This is a genomic window from Sphingomonas sp. URHD0057 (genome assembly GCF_000620665.1).
Lineage (GTDB): Bacteria > Pseudomonadota > Alphaproteobacteria > Sphingomonadales > Sphingomonadaceae > Sphingomicrobium.
Genome location: NZ_KK211162.1, coordinates 348713 through 364785 on the forward strand (window position 1 = coordinate 348713; position 16073 = coordinate 364785).

General features: G+C 65.6%; 18 protein-coding genes. 7 read left to right on the plus strand and 11 right to left on the minus strand.

From position 1 onward, the window contains the following. Positions 1-152: 152 nt before the first annotated feature. Positions 153-1382: a polyhydroxyalkanoate depolymerase gene (locus N539_RS0110530; RefSeq protein ID WP_028970224.1), complete on the plus strand. Its 1230-nt coding sequence runs from the start codon at positions 153-155 to the stop codon at positions 1380-1382. 72 nt (positions 1383-1454) lie between these two features. Beyond that, entirely contained in the window at positions 1455-3293 is a 1839-nt protein-coding gene (locus N539_RS0110535) for a DUF885 domain-containing protein (protein ID WP_028970225.1), read from the plus strand. Here the strand turns inward: N539_RS0110535 and N539_RS0110540 are convergent. From N539_RS0110540 to N539_RS0110580, 9 genes are read right to left on the minus strand one after another with little or no spacing between them, the layout of a single operon-like run. Further along, on the minus strand, positions 3290-4687 hold the full coding sequence (locus N539_RS0110540) for a DHA2 family efflux MFS transporter permease subunit (RefSeq protein ID WP_028970226.1): 1398 nt from the start codon (positions 4685-4687) through the stop codon (positions 3290-3292). The two genes, N539_RS0110535 and N539_RS0110540, sit on opposite strands and share 4 nt — an antisense overlap. Then, positions 4684-4935: a hypothetical protein gene (locus tag N539_RS0110545; RefSeq protein ID WP_028970227.1), complete on the minus strand. Its 252-nt coding sequence runs from the start codon at positions 4933-4935 to the stop codon at positions 4684-4686. Before N539_RS0110545 ends, N539_RS0110540 begins: the two co-directional genes overlap by 4 nt. Positions 4936-4959: 24 nt before the next feature. Next, positions 4960-5559, minus strand: a complete 600-nt coding sequence (locus tag N539_RS16660; RefSeq protein WP_037552736.1) for a DUF4126 domain-containing protein — start codon at positions 5557-5559, stop codon at positions 4960-4962. Next, positions 5556-6524, minus strand: a complete 969-nt coding sequence (locus N539_RS0110555; protein WP_156029890.1) for a hypothetical protein — start codon at positions 6522-6524, stop codon at positions 5556-5558. Before N539_RS0110555 ends, N539_RS16660 begins: the two co-directional genes overlap by 4 nt. Before the next feature lie 16 nt (positions 6525-6540). Then, entirely contained in the window at positions 6541-7314 is a 774-nt protein-coding gene (locus N539_RS0110560) for a slipin family protein (protein ID WP_037552737.1), read from the minus strand. A gap of 23 nt (positions 7315-7337) precedes the next feature. Continuing rightward, positions 7338-8516 carry an acetyl-CoA C-acyltransferase gene (locus tag N539_RS0110565; protein WP_028970230.1) on the minus strand — a complete coding sequence of 393 codons (1179 nt, stop codon included), beginning with the start codon at positions 8514-8516 and terminating at the stop codon, positions 7338-7340. A gap of 10 nt (positions 8517-8526) precedes the next feature. Continuing rightward, a complete protein-coding gene (locus N539_RS0110570) occupies positions 8527-8982 on the minus strand; it encodes a MaoC family dehydratase (protein WP_028970231.1) in 456 nt (151 codons plus the stop codon). Then, positions 8982-10100 (minus strand): mechanosensitive ion channel family protein, encoded by a 1119-nt coding sequence (locus N539_RS16665; protein WP_051531739.1) that lies wholly within the window; start codon positions 10098-10100, stop codon positions 8982-8984. The genes N539_RS0110570 and N539_RS16665 overlap by 1 nt, the downstream gene beginning before the upstream one ends. Positions 10101-10132: 32 nt before the next feature. Further along, positions 10133-11134, minus strand: coding sequence for a DNA topoisomerase IB (locus N539_RS0110580; protein WP_028970232.1), 1002 nt, complete (start codon positions 11132-11134; stop codon positions 10133-10135). Between the two features lie 77 nt (positions 11135-11211). Between N539_RS0110580 and N539_RS16670 the strand changes: the two genes are divergently transcribed. Then, positions 11212-11793: a DJ-1/PfpI/YhbO family deglycase/protease gene (locus N539_RS16670; RefSeq protein WP_051531740.1), complete on the plus strand. Its 582-nt coding sequence runs from the start codon at positions 11212-11214 to the stop codon at positions 11791-11793. 35 nt (positions 11794-11828) lie between these two features. After that, on the plus strand, positions 11829-12251 hold the full coding sequence (locus tag N539_RS0110590; protein ID WP_028970233.1) for a hypothetical protein: 423 nt from the start codon (positions 11829-11831) through the stop codon (positions 12249-12251). Between the two features lie 9 nt (positions 12252-12260). Here the strand turns inward: N539_RS0110590 and N539_RS16675 are convergent, their stop codons facing one another. Then, positions 12261-12593, minus strand: a complete 333-nt coding sequence (locus N539_RS16675; protein WP_156029891.1) for a hypothetical protein — start codon at positions 12591-12593, stop codon at positions 12261-12263. Positions 12594-12861: 268 nt separating this feature from the next. Here N539_RS16675 and N539_RS0110605 point away from each other — a divergent pair, with 268 nt between their 5' ends. Beyond that, entirely contained in the window at positions 12862-13500 is a 639-nt protein-coding gene (locus N539_RS0110605) for a S24 family peptidase (RefSeq protein ID WP_037552740.1), read from the plus strand. A gap of 1 nt (position 13501) precedes the next feature. Here N539_RS0110605 and N539_RS18815 read toward each other — a convergent pair whose 3' ends face one another. Further along, positions 13502-13669: a hypothetical protein gene (locus tag N539_RS18815; RefSeq protein ID WP_197018405.1), complete on the minus strand. Its 168-nt coding sequence runs from the start codon at positions 13667-13669 to the stop codon at positions 13502-13504. A gap of 96 nt (positions 13670-13765) precedes the next feature. Between N539_RS18815 and N539_RS0110615 the strand changes: the two genes are divergently transcribed. Together N539_RS0110615 and N539_RS0110620 are read left to right on the plus strand one after the other, a co-directional pair. Beyond that, positions 13766-13975, plus strand: a complete 210-nt coding sequence (locus N539_RS0110615; protein WP_028970235.1) for a hypothetical protein — start codon at positions 13766-13768, stop codon at positions 13973-13975. Between the two features lie 100 nt (positions 13976-14075). After that, positions 14076-16073 (plus strand): autotransporter assembly complex protein TamA, encoded by a 1998-nt coding sequence (locus N539_RS0110620; RefSeq protein WP_028970236.1) that lies wholly within the window; start codon positions 14076-14078, stop codon positions 16071-16073.

Sequence of the window (16073 nt, forward strand, 5' to 3'; positions counted from 1 at the left end):
CAAGACCAACGACGTCGTCTGGTAGGGCGCGAACTGGCGCGCGCGCCTTTGGCATCGAACCGGCGCAGCTTTTTGCACTGCAACATGGCTTGCAAGCGTGGCAAATGGGGGCCACATCAGCATCTCTCCCTCCATGGCAGCAATGAGGTTCGATGCTCTACGACGCCTATGAAGTGCAGCGCTCGCTTCTCGCAGGTGCGAGCAAGCTTGCGGGCTTGGGCGCCGGATGGCTCAACAATCCGTCCAATCCATGGGGCTACAGCTCGATGGGTCCGCTGGTCGCGGCCAGCCTCGAGGTTTTCGCGCACGCCTCGGCGCCGCGCGGCAAGCCCGAGTTCGGGATCGTCTCGGCTCGCGATGGCCGCAAGGACGTTCCGGTCGCCGAGGAGATCATCCTCCGCAAACCGTTCGGCCAGCTCAAGCGCTTCTTCAAGGATGGCGCCGAGGCAGGCCCGGCAATGCTCGTCGTCGCGCCGATGTCCGGGCACTATGCGACGCTGTTGCGCGGAACCGTCGAGCGCCTGCTACCTGGTCACGACGTCTACATCACCGACTGGCGCGACGCGAAGCTGGTCCCGCTGAGCGACGGCACCTTCGATTTCGACGACTATGTCGACTATCTGATCGAGTTCCTCGAGACGATCGGCGAGCGCACCGGCGAGCGGCCGCATTTGCTCGCCGTCTGCCAGCCGGCGGTGCCCGCTTATGCGGCAACCGCGCTGATGGCCAAGGCCAGGAATCGATGGCGGCCCAAGACGCTGACCATGATGGGCGGCCCGATCGACACCCGCAAAGCGCCGACCGCCGTCAATACGCTGGCGACGCAGCGGCCGTTCGCCTGGTTCGAGAACAATGTGATCGCGACCGTGCCGATGATCTACGCGGGGGCGGGACGGAAGGTCTACCCGGGTTTCCTTCAGCTCGCCGGGTTCATGACCATGAACCTCGGCTCGCACCTCATCAGCCACTGGGAGATGTTCAAACATCTGGTCGTCGGCGACGAGGAAGGCGCGGATGCGACGCGGCATTTCTACGACGAATACCGCTCCGTTTGCGACATGACCGCGGAATTCTACCTGCAAACCGTCGACGTCGTCTTCCAGCGGCACCTGCTGCCGAAAGGCGAGCTCAAGCATCGCGGAATGGGCGTGGACCCGACCGCAATTCACGACACCGCCTTGCTTGCGATCGAAGGCGAGCGCGACGACATTTCCGGGCTTGGCCAGACCAAGGCCGCGCTCGACATTTCGACCAAAGTGCCGCCCGCGAAGAAAAAATATTTCATGGCCAGGGATGTCGGCCACTACGGCATTTTCAACGGCCGCAAGTGGCGCGAGCGGATCGCGCCGGTGGTCGAAAAGTTCATCGCCGCCAACAACTGACCCCGTTCGCCGAAATTCCCTGTTCGACCGTCGCTCTGCGGCTATAGCGCGCTTCGTCAGAGGGAGAGGGCGATGCTCGGCAGGCGTGAGTTTCTGGGAACGGCGGCGGCCGCAAGCCTGCTCGCTGGATGCAAGGCATCGAAAGTGCCTTCGGGCGAGCAAAGCAGCGGCGGCGACCTGGCCGCTCAACTGCAGGGCATGGCCCAGGAAATCCTCGCCGAATATCCGGAGAATGCGACCATCCTTGGCATCGCCACTGGCAAGGATGAGCCTCTCAACCATCGCCTGACCGATCGCACGCCGGCGGGCGTGGCGGCCCGAGCGGAAGCGGCGCGCAAGCGCTACGCGACACTGCAGCGCCTCGATGCTCTCGACCTCGGCAAGCCCGCGGACCTCAACGCCGCAGTTGCGCGCGAGGCCCACCAGATCGCGGTCGACGGATTCGGATTCGGATTCGGCGACGCGATCAACCTCGATCCCAACATTGGGTTTCGCAACACGCCCTATGTGGTGAACCAGCTCGGCGGGGCATTCATCGACTTTCCGGATTTCCTCGACAGCCGGCATTCGGTGACCAACGAACAGGAAGCGGCCGCCTTCGCCGATCGGGTCGATGCTTACGCCAGGGACGTCGACGGCGAGACGGAGCGGCTGGCGCACGATCGCGCGCTGGGCGTCGTCGCGCCCGATTTCACCCTCGACAAGACGATCGGGATCATCGGCGCCGGTGCCGCCGAGAAGCCCGATCAGTCGGGCGTTGTGGGTTCGCTCCAGAAGTCGCTCGCCAAGGCCAGGCTCGACGGCAAGATCGTCGACCGGGTGAAGCAATCCATGGCGACGGGCGTCATCCCGGCGCTCCAGCGCCAGCTCGAGGAATTGAAGCGCCATCGCGCGGTCGCGACTTCGGATGCCGGGGTTTGGCACTTCAAGGACGGCGAGGCTTATTATCGCTGGGCGCTCAGGGCCGGGACGACCACCAACCGGACGCCGCAGGAGATCCATCAGCTCGGACTCGACCAGGTCAAGACGATCCAGGCGCGCATGGAAGGCATCATGCAGAAGCAAGGCCTGACCGGCGGCACGATCGGTGCGCGCATGGCCGCGCTCGGCAAGGACCCGGCGCAGCTGTACCCGAACACCGCCGCCGGACGCGAGCAGCTATTGGCCTATCTGAACGGCCGCATCGCGGACATCCGGACCCGCCTCCCGCGCGCGTTCGCCACCATGGTCCCGGGCCGGCTGATCATCAAGCGCGTGCCACCCTCAATCGAGGCGGGCGCGCCGGGCGGCTATGCCGCCGCCGGCTCGATCGACGGCAAGGTGCCGGGCCAATACTACATCAACCTTCGCGACACCTCGGAATGGCCGAAATTTTCGCTTCCGACATTGTGCTACCATGAGGGCATTCCGGGGCACGTGTGGCAGGGCGATTATGCCAATCGCATGCCGCTCATTCGCTCAATGCTGGCGTTCAACGCCTACAGCGAAGGCTGGGCGTTGTATGCGGAGCAGCTGGCCGACGAGCTTGGCGTCTATGCCGACGATCCGCTCGGACAGCTCGGCTATCTGCAATCGATGGGGTTCCGTGCGTGCCGGCTGGTGGTCGACACCGGCCTTCACGCGATGCACTGGACGCGCGATCAGGCGATCAACTGGTTCGCCATCACCAATGGCGACGACCGCAATTCGGTCACCGGCGAAGTCGACCGTTATTGCGCGATGCCGGGGCAGGCGTGCGGCTACAAGTTCGGCCATCTCGAGATCAATCGCCTGCGCGATAAGGCGCAGGCCGCCCTTGGATCGAAGTTCGACCTTCGCCGCTTTGACGACGCCGTGGTGCTCGGCGGAAGCGTGCCGATGACTTTGCTCGAAACCGTGATTGACGGCTTCATCGCCAAGGCGAAACGCTAGGCGTTTTTCATCTTCACACGACCGAGTAACGTCAGAGCGGCAACGCTGGCGGCGACGCTGACGACGGCCGAAACGATCAGCGCCCCATGAAGTCCGCCGATCAGCTCGGCGCCGTTCTTCGCCAAGACCACGCCGAGCAAAGCAGTCGCGATCAGCCCGCCGATCCGCGCCACGGCGCTGTTGAAGCCCGACGCCAAAGCGACATGCTGCTCGTTGACCGAGCCAAGCACGGATGAAGTCAGCGGCGCAACCACCACCGCCATGCCAAGCGCAATCCCGCCGACGCACGGCAGCACGTCGGCCCAATAGGATGGGTGCTCCCCGATCCTCAAGCCGGCGAGCATCCCCGCGCCGACGACCAGCGGGCCGACCGTCAGCGGCCGCCGAGGCCCGATCCGCGCCGCGAGCTGGCCCATGATCGGTGAGCCGATGGCGATGAGGATCGCCAGGGGGAGCAGGGCAAGCCCTGCTTCGATCGGCGAATAGCCGGCGGCTTCGATCAGCACATAGGGGACGATCAGCATTGCCGCGCCCATTGCGCCGTAGAGCAGAAAGGTCATCAAATTGAGGCCGAAAAAGCAGCGGTCGGCGAATAGGGTCAGCGGCATCATCGCCTTTTCGTCGCGGTGCTTCTCGACCGCTACGAAGGCGCCGAGCAAAACGATGCTGGCGGCGATCGATCCGCCCGTAATGGCGTCGAAGGCACCCGACGACGACCAGCGGGTGAGGCCGTAGGTGGCGCCGCCGAGTCCCGCCGTGGCGAACAATGCACCCGCGTAATCGGTGCGGCCCGCGCCGGGATTGCGGCTTTCGGTGACGAACAGCAGTGCCAACAGAATTGCTCCCGCCGCAAGCGGCAGGTTGATGTAGAAGATCGCCGGCCAGCCGACGGTGCCGACCAGCCAGCCGCCGAGCAATGGCGCAACCGCCGCCGCCGCGGCGCCGGCTGCCGCCCATATTCCGACCGCGCGGCCGCGCCTTTCGCCCGAATAGGCGGCGTTGAGCAACGCTAGACTGTTGGGCAGTAGAAGCGCCGCGCCCACGCCCTGCGCGGCCCGGGCGCCGAGCAGCAAGGGGAGGCTCGGCGCCAGCGCGCACAGCAGCGACCCGATTCCGAACAGGCTGGTGCCGATCACCAGCAGCCGCCGCCGCCCGAAATGGTCGCCGAGCGCTCCGCCGAGCAGCAGTAGCGCCGACAGCGGCAGCAGGTAGGCGTTGACCACCCATTGCACTTCGGCAGCACCCGCGCCGTAGCTCGCGCGGATCGCCGGCAGCGCGACGTTGAGCACCGAGCCGTCGACGAAGGACAGGCTTGACGCCAGGATGCAGGCGACCAGCGTCCAACGTGGGTCGGCGCCCTTGGCTTCAGCCCCCTTGGCGTTGCGGCGGCTCAATCGACGCGCTGCGCGATCGCGGCCTCGACCATGTTACGCCACATCTCCACATCGCCGACCGCGGCCATCGCTTCGTCGGGCTCGCGCATGGTGTGCAATACCGCTTCGGCCTGATTGACGTGCTCGCGCCAAGCAAGGTCGACCTTGTCTCCGGCCGAAGGATCGCTGCCTTCGGCGTTGCTGCTGTGCGCTGCGCCGGCGAGCACGCGGGCGACGCGTTCGACCAGCGGGCGATTGGATTCGGGCATGCGGCTCCTCCCTGGTTGGAAGGCTTAACCCGTTCGCGGGCGTTTAGGTTCAAGCCAGCGTTTCAACGCGCGCCGCGCGGCCAGCACCAGCCACAGCGATGCGACGACCAGGATGATCGCGATCAGCGCGGCGGCGACGGGATTGGCCATGGCGAGCGCGAGCAGCCCCCCGGTGGCGACATCCTCTCCGGTTGAAACGACGACGTTGGAGAATGGCTCGGGGCTGGCGTTGACCAGCGTCCGCGCCCCGGCCTTGCCGGCATGGGCGAGGAAGGCCGCGCCGCCGCCAAGGAGCAAACTGCCGACCTGCCAGGCGGGGTCGCCGCCATCGATGATCGCCATCGACAACAGCGCGCCGCCGATCGGCCGGATCACCGAGTGGATGGCGTCCCAGATGCTGTCGACCCACGCGATCTTGTCGGCAAAGAACTCAGCGATAGCTCCCAAGCCCGCGATCCCGATGATCCAATTGTTGGCGAGCACGTCGAGCGCGCGCAATTGCTCGGGCAGCGCAACCCAGCCGAACCTCATCGCAAGACCGACCGCGAAAGTGACCAGATACAGCCGCCAGCCGGCAAGCAGGCTGACCGTGGAGGCGAGGGCGATCAGCTGTACGGCGTTCACGTTCGCATGGGCTCGCAGCTCGCCATGCGCGCGAGGCTCTGCTCGACAAGCACGTGCGCTTCTTCGGGCTTGAGCGCGGCGAGCTGTTTCAGGCTGCGCGTTTTGCCGATGTCGCTAACGACCAGCAGTCCGACGTAATAGCCAAAGCGCCGCGGCAAGTTGGGTGAGAGCGGTTCGCCGCCGCCCATGAACAAAGGCCCATAGTCCGCGGGCTCCTTCGAGCTTAGCCGCGACCGGACGGCGCAGACCGCTTCCTGACGATGGGCTTCGACGGCCTGCCGCAGCGGACCTGGAAACGTCAGGCCGAGGGCGGTGTCGCTCGCGCCGGAATTCAGGGTCGAGGCGACATAGGTCGCAAGGCCTTCTTCCCACAGATTGCACCAAACCGGCTCGCAATCGGGGAAGGTACGGTGATGCAGCAAGTGGAACAGCTCGTGCTCGACAAAGGGCTTGATCGGCGTCGTGCTGTAAAGTTTGTCGATGACATCGGCGCCGAACATCAGGCGGGTGCCTTCCGGAAGGTCGCGAGTCCCGCCGTCGAACTCTCCGAAACTCACGACGAGATAGATCGGCGGGTATCCGCGCATCGGACCGAAGATGGATTCGAACTGCTTCCGAGCGGGCGCGACCAAACTTTCAAATTGCCGGCTTACGCGGTGGATTCCCGCCTGGTTCTCCGGGTAGCTTTTCAGCCCCTTGAGGACGAATCTGCGATAATGTTCGGGCGTCATGTAATCCTTGACGCGATCGGCGGCGTAGAAACCGGGGAGAATTTTGGCGAACCCGGCCTCGAACGCGGCCACCCGCTGCTCGTCGGGCAGATCCGCGGTCGACCGCCACACCCGGTCGAAGTCTGCGGTTGAGTCGACCACCTCGAGTGGGGCCGGCGCACTCGGCCGTGCCGCAGCAAGCCGCGCGGCCGTCACGGCAATCAACCCCGACGCAAGGAGGATGGCGGACTTCATCGGTCGCATGAGCGCCTTATTCGTCGATTGCGGGCATGCCGGCGATTTTGCGCGCGGCGTGGACGAGCTCGACGGGGAGCATGGCGATGATCGTGCTGTTATGCTCGACGCCGATCTCGGTGAGCGTTTGCAGCCGCCTGAGCTCGAGAGCGCCCGGCGACGCGCTGATCGTGTCGGCCGCTTGCGAAAGCTTGGTCGCCGCCTCCTGCTCACCCTCCGCGCGAATGATGCGGGCGCGCTTTTCGCGGATCGCTTCGGCTTCCTTGGCGATCGCGCGCTGCATCTGCTCGGGGATGTCGACGTCCTTGATCTCCACCGAATCCACTTCGACGCCCCATTTGAGCGAGGCTTCGCGGAGCAGCTCCTGCATGCGCTTGTTGATCGAAATGCGGTCCTTGAGCATCTGATCGAGCTCGCTCTGCCCGATCGCATCGCGGAGCGCAGTCTCCGCCGCCTGAACCGTGGCGGACATCCATTTTTCCACCGATGTCACGACGTGGACCGCCGAATCGGCTCGGAACCACAGGACCGCGTTGACGCGGACGGCGACGCCGTCTCGGGTGATCGTTTCCTGGGTTTCGAGCTGGTAGGTGATGGTCCGCATGTCCACCCGCACCACCCGGTCCACGAACGGGATCAGCCAATACCAGCCCGGGCCCTTGGTGACGCCGAGGCGACCAAGACGGAACAGCACGCCGCGTTGATATTCCTGGTTGATGCCGAAACTCTTCAAGGAACTGACCAGCAAGAACAGCAGGAGGACGCCCAGGATTACATACGAAGTGATCATGATCAGCTCCTAACAGCCTGAGCTTATAGCACCTCGAACAGCCCGGCGGCGCCCATTCCGCCGCCGACGCACATGGCGACGACGACGTGCTTCGCGCCGCGGCGCTTGCCTTCGATCAGGGCGTGGCCGGTCATTCGCGCCCCGCTCATGCCATAGGGGTGGCCGATCGAGATCGACCCGCCGTCGACATTCATTCGGTCTTCTGGAATGCCAAGCTGCTCGGCACTGTAGAGCACCTGTACGGCGAAGGCCTCGTTCAACTCCCACAGTCCGATATCGTCCACGTTCAAGTCAAAGCGTTTGAGCAACTTGTTCACCGCCTCGATCGGGCCGATGCCCATCTCGTCGGGTTCGGTGCCTGCGACCGCCATCCCGACATAGCGGCCCATCGGCGCAATTTCGCGCCGTTCGGCTTCCTTGGCTTCCATCAGGATCGACGCCGAGCTGCCGTCGGACAACTGGCTGGCGTTGCCTGCGGTGATCGACGTGTTCGGCCCAAGGACGGGGTTGAGGCCCGACAACCCGTCCAGCGTCGTGTCGGCGCGATTTCCCTCATCCTTGGAAATCGTCACTTCCTTTTGCGAGACCTGGCCGGTGTCCTTGTCCTTGACCATCATCGTCGTGGTCACGGGGACGATCTCGTCGTCGAGCCGGCCCGCAGCCTGCGCAGCAGCGGTGCGCTGTTGGCTTTTGAGTGCATATTCGTCCTGCAGCTCGCGGCTGATGCCGTAGCGCTGGGCCACCGTTTCCGCCGTCTGCAGCATCGGCATGTAGACATGCTTGTGCATGGTCATCAGCGACGGATCGGGTGCAATGCGCATTTCCGGCGTCTGGACCAGCGAAATGCTGTCCTGCCCTCCCGCCGCGACCACGTCCATGCGATCGGTGATGATCTGCTTTGCGGCGGTGGCGATCGCCATTAAGCCGGACGAGCATTGGCGGTCGATGGTCATGCCCGACACGGTGATCGGGCATCCCGCGCGCAGCGCGACTTGCCGGCCGATATTGCCGAACTGCGTGCCCTGGGTGAGCACCGCCCCCCAGACGACATCGTCGATCTCGCCCGGTTCGATGCCGGCGCGGTCGATCGCGGGCTTGAGCGAGAAGCTGCCCAGCGTCGGCCCCGGCGTTGCATTGAACGCGCCTTTATAGGCGCGACCGATCGGGGTGCGGGCGGTCGAGACGATCACGGCGTCGCGCATTCAATTCTCCTCAAACGAACATCAGGCCGAGCCATTCGGCGGTCAGTGCGGGCTTGTCCTCGCCCTCGATCTCGACCGTTACGGTGTGGCGCAGCAGGATTTGGCCCGGCGCTTTCTCCTCGACCGAGTCAAGGCGGAAGCGGCCGCGCACGCGGCTGCCGGATCGCACCGGCCCGAGGAAGCGGACGCGGTCGAGGCCGTAATTGACCGCCATCTTGAGGCCGTCCGGAAGCAGCATCGCCTCGGCGCCCATGCGCGACAACAGCGACAGGGTCAGAAAGCCATGGGCGACCGTGCCGCCGAACGGGGTTTGCGCGGCGGCCGCCGGATCGACGTGAATGAACTGCCGGTCGTCGGTCGCTTCGGCAAAGACATTGATCCGCGTCTGGTCGACGACGATCCAGGACGAAACGCCGACCTCCTCGCCGGTCCGGCTGCGGATATCCTCGAGGGTGGCGAGCGGCATCAACGCGCCTTGGCGAGTTCCGCGTAAGGCATCACCAGCTTTCCGTCGGGCGCCGCGGTGAAGGTGGTCTGCGCCGGATAAGCGAATTGGATCCCGTGCTCGGCGAAGCTGCGGAGGACCGCGAGCACCACCGCGGTGCGGTCGCCCGCGACCTTGTTCAAGTCGACGCTACGCGAATCGTAAAGCAACTCGAAGTCGATGCTCGACGGGCCGAAGCCGAGGATGGCGCAGCGGACGAAGGTGCATCCCTTGCGCGATTCGACCGCCGCCTTGGCCAGCGACATGACTTTGTCGAGGTCGTCCGGTGAGGTCTGGTAGACCAGGCCGAAGGGCAGGGACGTGCGGCGGCTGCGGCCGACGTTGAAATTGTGGATCTCCCGCTCGAGCAGCTTGGTGTTGGACATCACCACCTGCTCGCCGGTCACCGAGCGCAATCGCGTGGTCTTGAGGCCGATCCGCTCGACCGTCCCCGTGGTCTGATCGTATTGGATGATGTCGCCGCGCTTGAACGGCTTGTCGAACAGGATCGCGAGCGCCGCGAACAGGTCCGAGAAAATGCCCTGCGCGGCGAGGCCGATGGCGATGCCCCCGATCCCGAGTCCCGCGACCAGCGCCGTGACGTTGACCCCGAGGTTGTCGAGGATGACGACGGTCGCGATCGCGAACAGGGCGACGCTGACGAGCACGCGGATGATCGCATTGGCGTTGTTCAGCGCACTTTCGGTCTCGCCGTTGCCGACGCGGCGGGCGATGAGGGCGAGGATCAGCTCGCGCGCCCAAATCGCCCCCTGCAAAGCGAAGGCGATCGTGAAGCCGATGTCGACCAGGTGCTGCGCGCGCGCCGGCGGTTCGGCATAGGTCGCGACGATGTCGATCGCGGCCATGACCATGAAGGAGATCGTGGTCCTGGCCAGCACTCGGCCGAGCACGCTGCGCCAGCCAAAATGCGCGGCTGCGCTCTCCCGCTCGACCATTCGCTGCCCGATCATCCGCGCGACAATCATCAGCGCGACGATGGCCGCGGCGACGGCCGCGCCGATCAGCACCCCATCGCGATTGGCGATGAGCCATTCGAGGACGCTCTGAGTCGGCCGGATCGGATTGAGGGTGGGCGCCATCGCCGCGCTCTTGGCGGTCGGCGCTGTTGCAATCAAGCCGCTGTGCGCTTCGCCTTCCTCGCGACCTTCTTCAGAAACGGGATCAGCGCGACTTCGCACGCCGACAGCCACTTGCGGGCGCGCTGGCGCTCGAGGCCCTTGAGGGGGTCGCGCGGATTGTCCTTGACCGCCTCGATCAGGGCCGGGTGGACATAGGCCTTGCGGCTCATCGCCACGGTGTTGCCGAGCGCCTCGGCGACCGGCTCGACCATCGTGTTGACGCTCAGCCGCGCATGCTCCGCCTTGTCCAGCATTTGCTCGAAGGCGAGCACGGTCGCGCCCCAGGTGCGGAAATGCTTGGCGGTGAAGTCTCCGTCCGTCGCGCCGCGAATGTAGTCGTTGACGTCGCTCGACGTGACATGGTGCGGATTGGCGTCGCCGTTGACGTATTGGAACAGCTGCTGGCCCGGCAGCTCCTGCAGCTGGCGTACAATCCGCTTGAGCGTCCGGTCGGTGATCGTCACCTCTTGCTGCACGCCGCTCTTGCCGGCGAAGCGCATCTTCACCTTGCGGCCGTCGTCGTGGACCTGTCGGCTGAGCAGGGTGGTCGCTCCGAAACTCTTGTTCTCCTTCGCATATTCCGAGTTCCCAACGCGGAGATATTCGTCGTCCAGCAGGCGCACCACGGCGGCGACCACCTTGTCCTTGCTCAACGCGCGCTTCCTGAGGTCTTGGTCAACCTTGCGGCGGATCTTCGGCAGCGCCTTGCCGAACTCGGCGAGCCTGGCGAATTTGTCGGACTCGGCCTGCGCCCGGAAGTCCTTGTGATAACGATATTGCTTGCGGCCGCGGTCATCGATCCCGGTCGCCTGGAGATGCCCGTCCGGGTCCTTGCAGAACCAGGCATCCTTGTAGGCCGGAGGAAGGGCGATGGCGTTCAAGCGGTCGATAGTGTCGCGGTCGGTGACCCGTTTGTCGCCGTCGAAATAGGCCCAATAGCGGCCCATGCGCTTGCGGGTATAGCCGGGCTCGCTGTCGCTGCTGTGCCTCAACACGGCGCGTTACGCTTCACTCGACTCATCGAGGCGCATAAGCGTGCGGCGGGCGGGCGAGTTCCTGAAGGAGGCTGACGATGCCGCTGATTCCCGATTCACGAGTGCTGATTGTCGCGACGGACGGCTTCGAGGAATGGGAGCTTTTCGGGCCGCGCGAGATTTTGCAGAAGCGTGGCGCAGATGTTGTGGTCGCTTCGCTGAAGCGCGACCCGATCCAGGCAACGATCCACGACGACCCCGGCAGGACCATCCGACCGGACCTGACAGTGGACGAGGCGAATGCCGATGATTTCGATGCGCTCATCCTCCCCGGCGGAGTGCGCAACCCCGACACGCTGCGCCTCCACGGCAACGTGATCGAGCTGATCCGCCAGTTCGATCGGCAGGGCAAGCCGATCGCGGCGATCTGCCACGGGCCCTGGCTGCTGGTCGAGGCCGACCTGCTGAGGGGACGCACCGCGACCAGCTGGCCATCGATCCGCACCGACCTCAAGAATGCCGGCGCGAATGTCGTCGATGAGCCGGCGGTTACCGACGGCAACATCGTCACCAGCCGCAAGCCCGAAGACGTCGAAGCGTTCACCAATGCGCTCATCGACCTCATCGAAAACGCCCCCGAGGTTACGGAAATCCGCGAGCCGAGCGAGCTGCCCGCCTAACCGTCTGGCAAGGATTGGCTGGTACATAGCGTCCCATGGACGGACGCGCGATTGGCTGGATCGAGACGGCAGTCGATGCCGGTGCCGCGGCAGTGCTTGCGGCGGCGGTGGCTTATGCATGTCACGCGATCCCCACTGGGCAGACCAATGCCGCGCTTGCGGGCGCAGGATCGCTCGGGCTGTGCTTCGCCGGACTGCGACGGATTCCCGCCGGCCGTTCGCCTGGCGCTGAGGCCGAACAGAGGCCGGTGACGGAGCTTCTCGCCGAAGCCGATCGCGCGATCGAGGCCGAGGAGCAGGACGAGCTTGTCCTCGACGATATCCTGTCCGCGCTCAGCTCGGATTCGCGGGTCGTGCGCCTGTTCGATCCGCACGCAATGCCGCCGCCCGGCCCGCCTAAAGACGATTCGCAAGTGCTCTACGACGCGCTAAGCGAGCTCCGCCGTTCACTGAGTTGAACCGATCGCTTATTCCTCGATGGTTAGCGCCTCGATCGTGAGAAGCGTCGAGCCGTCCGCCGAAAGCGTGGGACCGGCTCGAACCGCGATGTCGACGACAAGCTGGCCGGGGATGTCGAACTCGGCGTCACCTAGCCCTTCGCACAGCCGCCGAGCCGCCGCCTCGGCTACCGGAGGCAGGATGCGCAGCTGCAGCTCATGCCGCTCGCCGACGAACGTGAGCGACTGCCAATCGCAGGAATCGAGACCCGTAAGCAGAATCCTATTTCGCTCGACCCCCGTCCTTTCGATCAGGGCGCGGAGCAAGCCGGAGGCGGCCGGCGACATTGCGGCCCTCAGCATTGCGCAGTCTCCAGATACGCAAGGACGCGTGCCACGGTGCCCGGCCGCGGGTCTCGCCCATTGCGAAGGTCGAAGACGAAGCGCGGATCGCCCATCGCAATTCGACCGAACCGGGTGGGAGGGACTTCAGATTGGCGCAAAAATTTTTCTACCTCTCTAAGCAAATGCACGGGTGATTCCTTATAGAGAATGCGACTCGGCCCGCATTCCTTCCCAACGCATTTCCTACTTGTCTAGGTATATTCCTATAGCTAAAGGCGAAGCAACCATGTTGCCCGATCCGCGTAATGTCCTCGACCGTCTGTGCGTCGAGAGAGGCGAGGACTTTGCCGGCCTCTCCCGCATGCTCGGCCGCAACCCGGCTTACATTCAGCAATTCGTCCGGCGCGGGGTGCCGCGGCGCCTCAAGGAAGAGGAACGGCGCAAGCTCGCCCGCTACTTTGCGGTACCGGAAGCGATCCTCGGGGGGCCGGACGATACGACCGCCGGCCTGGTCGCGATCAACCGCACGCCGGTTCGTGCCTCTGCCGGACCCGGCGCAATTGTGTCGGAACAAGCGGGCCAGCCTTACTTCGCATTCGACGAGCGCTGGTTGAAGGCATTGACCGCCACGCCTTCCGACCGGCTTTCGATCATCCGGGTCGAAGGCGATTCGATGTCGCCGACGCTCAATCAGGGCGACGACATCCTGGTCGACCTCGGCGATTGCGAGGAGCGGCTGCGCGATGGCGTGTACGTTCTCCGGATCGAGGACGCCCTGGTCGTCAAGCGGATCGCACTGCATCCGGCCGGGCGGCGGGTGACCGTACAGTCCGACAACCCGGCATACCCGGACTGGCCCGACTGCGACCTCAGCGGGCTTCAGTGCGTCGGCCGGGTGATTTGGGCCGGGCGCAAGCTCGTTTGAGCTAGCGGCGGCGATCGACCAGCCAGGTGAGGACCGCGATGGCAATTCCGGCGCCGGTCCCGATCAGGATCCCTTTCATCGGATTGCCGATCGCCAAGCCAAGCGGGAAGCCGGCGAGGATGCAGATCATCAGGAAGCAGCCGCCGGCGCGGGTCGTTCGCGAATTCATGGGGAGGCGTCCCACCCGGGTTCGACAATATAGTCAATGCTTCGTTGACCGCGATCATCCGCAGTCGGGAAAGGGCCGCGAGCCTAAGGAGCGGGGATGGATTCCCCGTTCATCAATGGCCGCCCGGCCCTCGCGGATGCATCCGACCTCATCGAGCATTACGGGCCGGAAGCCTGCATCGAGGCCGCGGCGCGGGCCGAACGCAGCCGGGATCTCGGCAATGTCAGCCGCTTTTGCCACTGGCGGCAGATCGAGCGCGTGATCGTTGCCCTGAGCAGCGATGAGGTCCGCGGCACCGTCCACTAGCGCCAAATTTTCCAGTAGGATGCGCGTCGGCGAAAAGGTCGCTCGCCAGACCGCATTGATACTGGCGCCGTTCAGGGGGGCTGGCTAAGGCTGGTCCCGGATGAGCGGGCGGGGTTCAACGCGTATAGCCGCGCGGCTGCTGTGCGCGGCCGCCGTTTCCGCATTTGCGATCACTCCGGCCTTTGCTCAAAATCCGGCTGCGCAGCCGCCGCTCGTTCCCGACGCCGCCGAGCTCGACCCCAGCGCACCGCTCGATCCGATGCCCGACCTCGACGTCGCCTGGCCCGACCTCAACGCCAGGGACAGCACCGAGCCGGCACCGGCTGCCGACCAGAATGCCGCAACCGACGAGGGCAGCAGCGAAGTCCGCTACACGCTCGTCGTCGAGGGCCTGACCCCGATCGGCGACGCCGGAGACCTGCTTGCCGAGTTCCGCAAGCAGTCCGCGCTGGAGGCCGACCGCAAGGATCCGGCGAACAGTGCCCAGATCGGCCGCCGCTCGCGCGCCGACGCCGACCTCCTCGCCGAATTGCTGCGCAGCCAGGGCTATTACGATGCCGTGGTCGAGCCGAGGACCGAACGCGCCGGCGGCTTGCTCCGCGTCGTCCTCACTGCCGAGCCCGGCACCCAATATCATTTCGCATCGGTCAAGCTGCCGGGCCTGGAAGCCGCGGGCCCGGAAGACCAGGCGAAGCTCCGCGCGGCGTTCGGGGTCGGCGCCGGCGACCCGGTCATTGCCCAGGACGTCATTTCGGGCGGCGCTGCGCTCATGGTCGCCCTGGGCGAGCAAGGGTTCGCCGAGGCGAAGATCGGCGAGCAGGACATCGAGATCAACCACCAGACGCATCTCGCGACGCTGAGCCTGCCCGTCGATCCGGGTCCGGTCGCACGCTTCGGTCAGATCCGCGTGTCGGGAAAGCCGCCGTTCAGCGCGCGCCACATCGCGACGATCGCGCGCTTCAAGTCGGGATCCCCGTTCAGGCGCTCCAAGATCGAGGACCTGCGCCGTGCGCTGATCGCCACCGGGCTCGTTTCGGTCGCGGAAATCCGTGTCGTTCCGGTCAACGGCGGCCGCACGGTCGACCTCGCGGTCCGCCTCGAGCCGGCGCCGCAGCACACCATCGCCGGGGAGCTCGGTTACGGGACGGGGCAGGGCGCTCGCCTCGAAGCCAGCTGGACCGACCGCAATTTCTTCAATCCCGAAGGGGCGCTGACCCTCCGCGCGATTGGCGGCACCCGGGAGCAGCTGGCGGGCGTGCAGTTCCGCCGAAGCAATTTCCTCCGGCGCGACCAGGTGCTGAACCTGCAGGCCTCGGCCTCGCACCAGAATTTCGACGCCTACGAAGCGCGCACGATCCTCCTCGCCGGCAATATCGAGCGCCAGAGCAATTTCATCTGGCAAAAGAAGTGGACGTGGACGGCGGGCGGCGAGCTGTTGGCGACAGACGAGCGCGGCGTCTTCAGCAGCGCCGGCCTCAAGGACACGCGCACTTTCCTCATTGCTGCTGTGCCGGCGAGCCTCGGCTACGACGGCAGCGACAGCCTGCTCGATCCGACCCGCGGGTTTCGCCTCAGCGGCCGGATCAGCCCGGAGATTTCGGCGCATGGTGGCAAGTTCGCCTATGGCCGCGTGCAGCTCGACGCCAGCGCCTATCACCCCGTGTCCGACCGCGTCGTCGCCGCCGGCCGGGTTCGGGTCGGCACGATCCTTGGCGCGTCCGCCTTCGACATTGCGCCCTCCCGCCGGTTCTACTCAGGGGGCGGCGGATCGGTTCGCGGCTACGGCTATCAGCGGCTTGGGCCCAAGGATGTCGACGGGGATCCGGTGGGCGGCCGGGGGCTCATGGAGTTCGCCGTAGAAGCCCGCATCCGCCTGAAGCAATTCGGCGGCAATTTTGGCCTCGTGCCCTTCTTCGACGGCGGCTCGCTGACCACCAAGGCCTTGCCCGACGTCAAGGACTGGCACTTCGCTGCCGGCGTCGGCGCCCGCTATTATTCGAGCTTCGGGCCGATCCGCATCGATGTCGGCGTGCCGCTCAACCGCGAGAAAGGCGATGGCCCGCTCGCCGTCACCGTGTCGCTCGGCCAGGCCTTTTAG

Coding starts and splice junctions, on each gene's coding strand:
- N539_RS0110565 (WP_028970230.1), bottom strand. CDS start 8,516: ATGCGCGACGCCGTGATCGTCTCGACCGCCCGCACCCCGATCGGTCGC.
- N539_RS0110615 (WP_028970235.1), top strand. CDS start 13,766: ATGGATTCCCCGTTCATCAATGGCCGCCCGGCCCTCGCGGATGCATCC.
- N539_RS0110620 (WP_028970236.1), top strand. CDS start 14,076: ATGAGCGGGCGGGGTTCAACGCGTATAGCCGCGCGGCTGCTGTGCGCG.
- N539_RS16665 (WP_051531739.1), bottom strand. CDS start 10,100: ATGGCGCCCACCCTCAATCCGATCCGGCCGACTCAGAGCGTCCTCGAA.
- N539_RS0110590 (WP_028970233.1), top strand. CDS start 11,829: ATGGACGGACGCGCGATTGGCTGGATCGAGACGGCAGTCGATGCCGGT.
- N539_RS0110605 (WP_037552740.1), top strand. CDS start 12,862: ATGTTGCCCGATCCGCGTAATGTCCTCGACCGTCTGTGCGTCGAGAGA.
- N539_RS0110570 (WP_028970231.1), bottom strand. CDS start 8,982: ATGCCGCTCGCCACCCTCGAGGATATCCGCAGCCGGACCGGCGAGGAG.
- N539_RS0110560 (WP_037552737.1), bottom strand. CDS start 7,314: ATGATCACTTCGTATGTAATCCTGGGCGTCCTCCTGCTGTTCTTGCTG.
- N539_RS0110535 (WP_028970225.1), top strand. CDS start 1,455: ATGCTCGGCAGGCGTGAGTTTCTGGGAACGGCGGCGGCCGCAAGCCTG.
- N539_RS16675 (WP_156029891.1), bottom strand. CDS start 12,593: ATGCTGAGGGCCGCAATGTCGCCGGCCGCCTCCGGCTTGCTCCGCGCC.
- N539_RS0110545 (WP_028970227.1), bottom strand. CDS start 4,935: ATGCCCGAATCCAATCGCCCGCTGGTCGAACGCGTCGCCCGCGTGCTC.
- N539_RS18815 (WP_197018405.1), bottom strand. CDS start 13,669: ATGAATTCGCGAACGACCCGCGCCGGCGGCTGCTTCCTGATGATCTGC.
- N539_RS16670 (WP_051531740.1), top strand. CDS start 11,212: ATGCCGCTGATTCCCGATTCACGAGTGCTGATTGTCGCGACGGACGGC.
- N539_RS0110530 (WP_028970224.1), top strand. CDS start 153: ATGCTCTACGACGCCTATGAAGTGCAGCGCTCGCTTCTCGCAGGTGCG.
- N539_RS0110555 (WP_156029890.1), bottom strand. CDS start 6,524: ATGAAGTCCGCCATCCTCCTTGCGTCGGGGTTGATTGCCGTGACGGCC.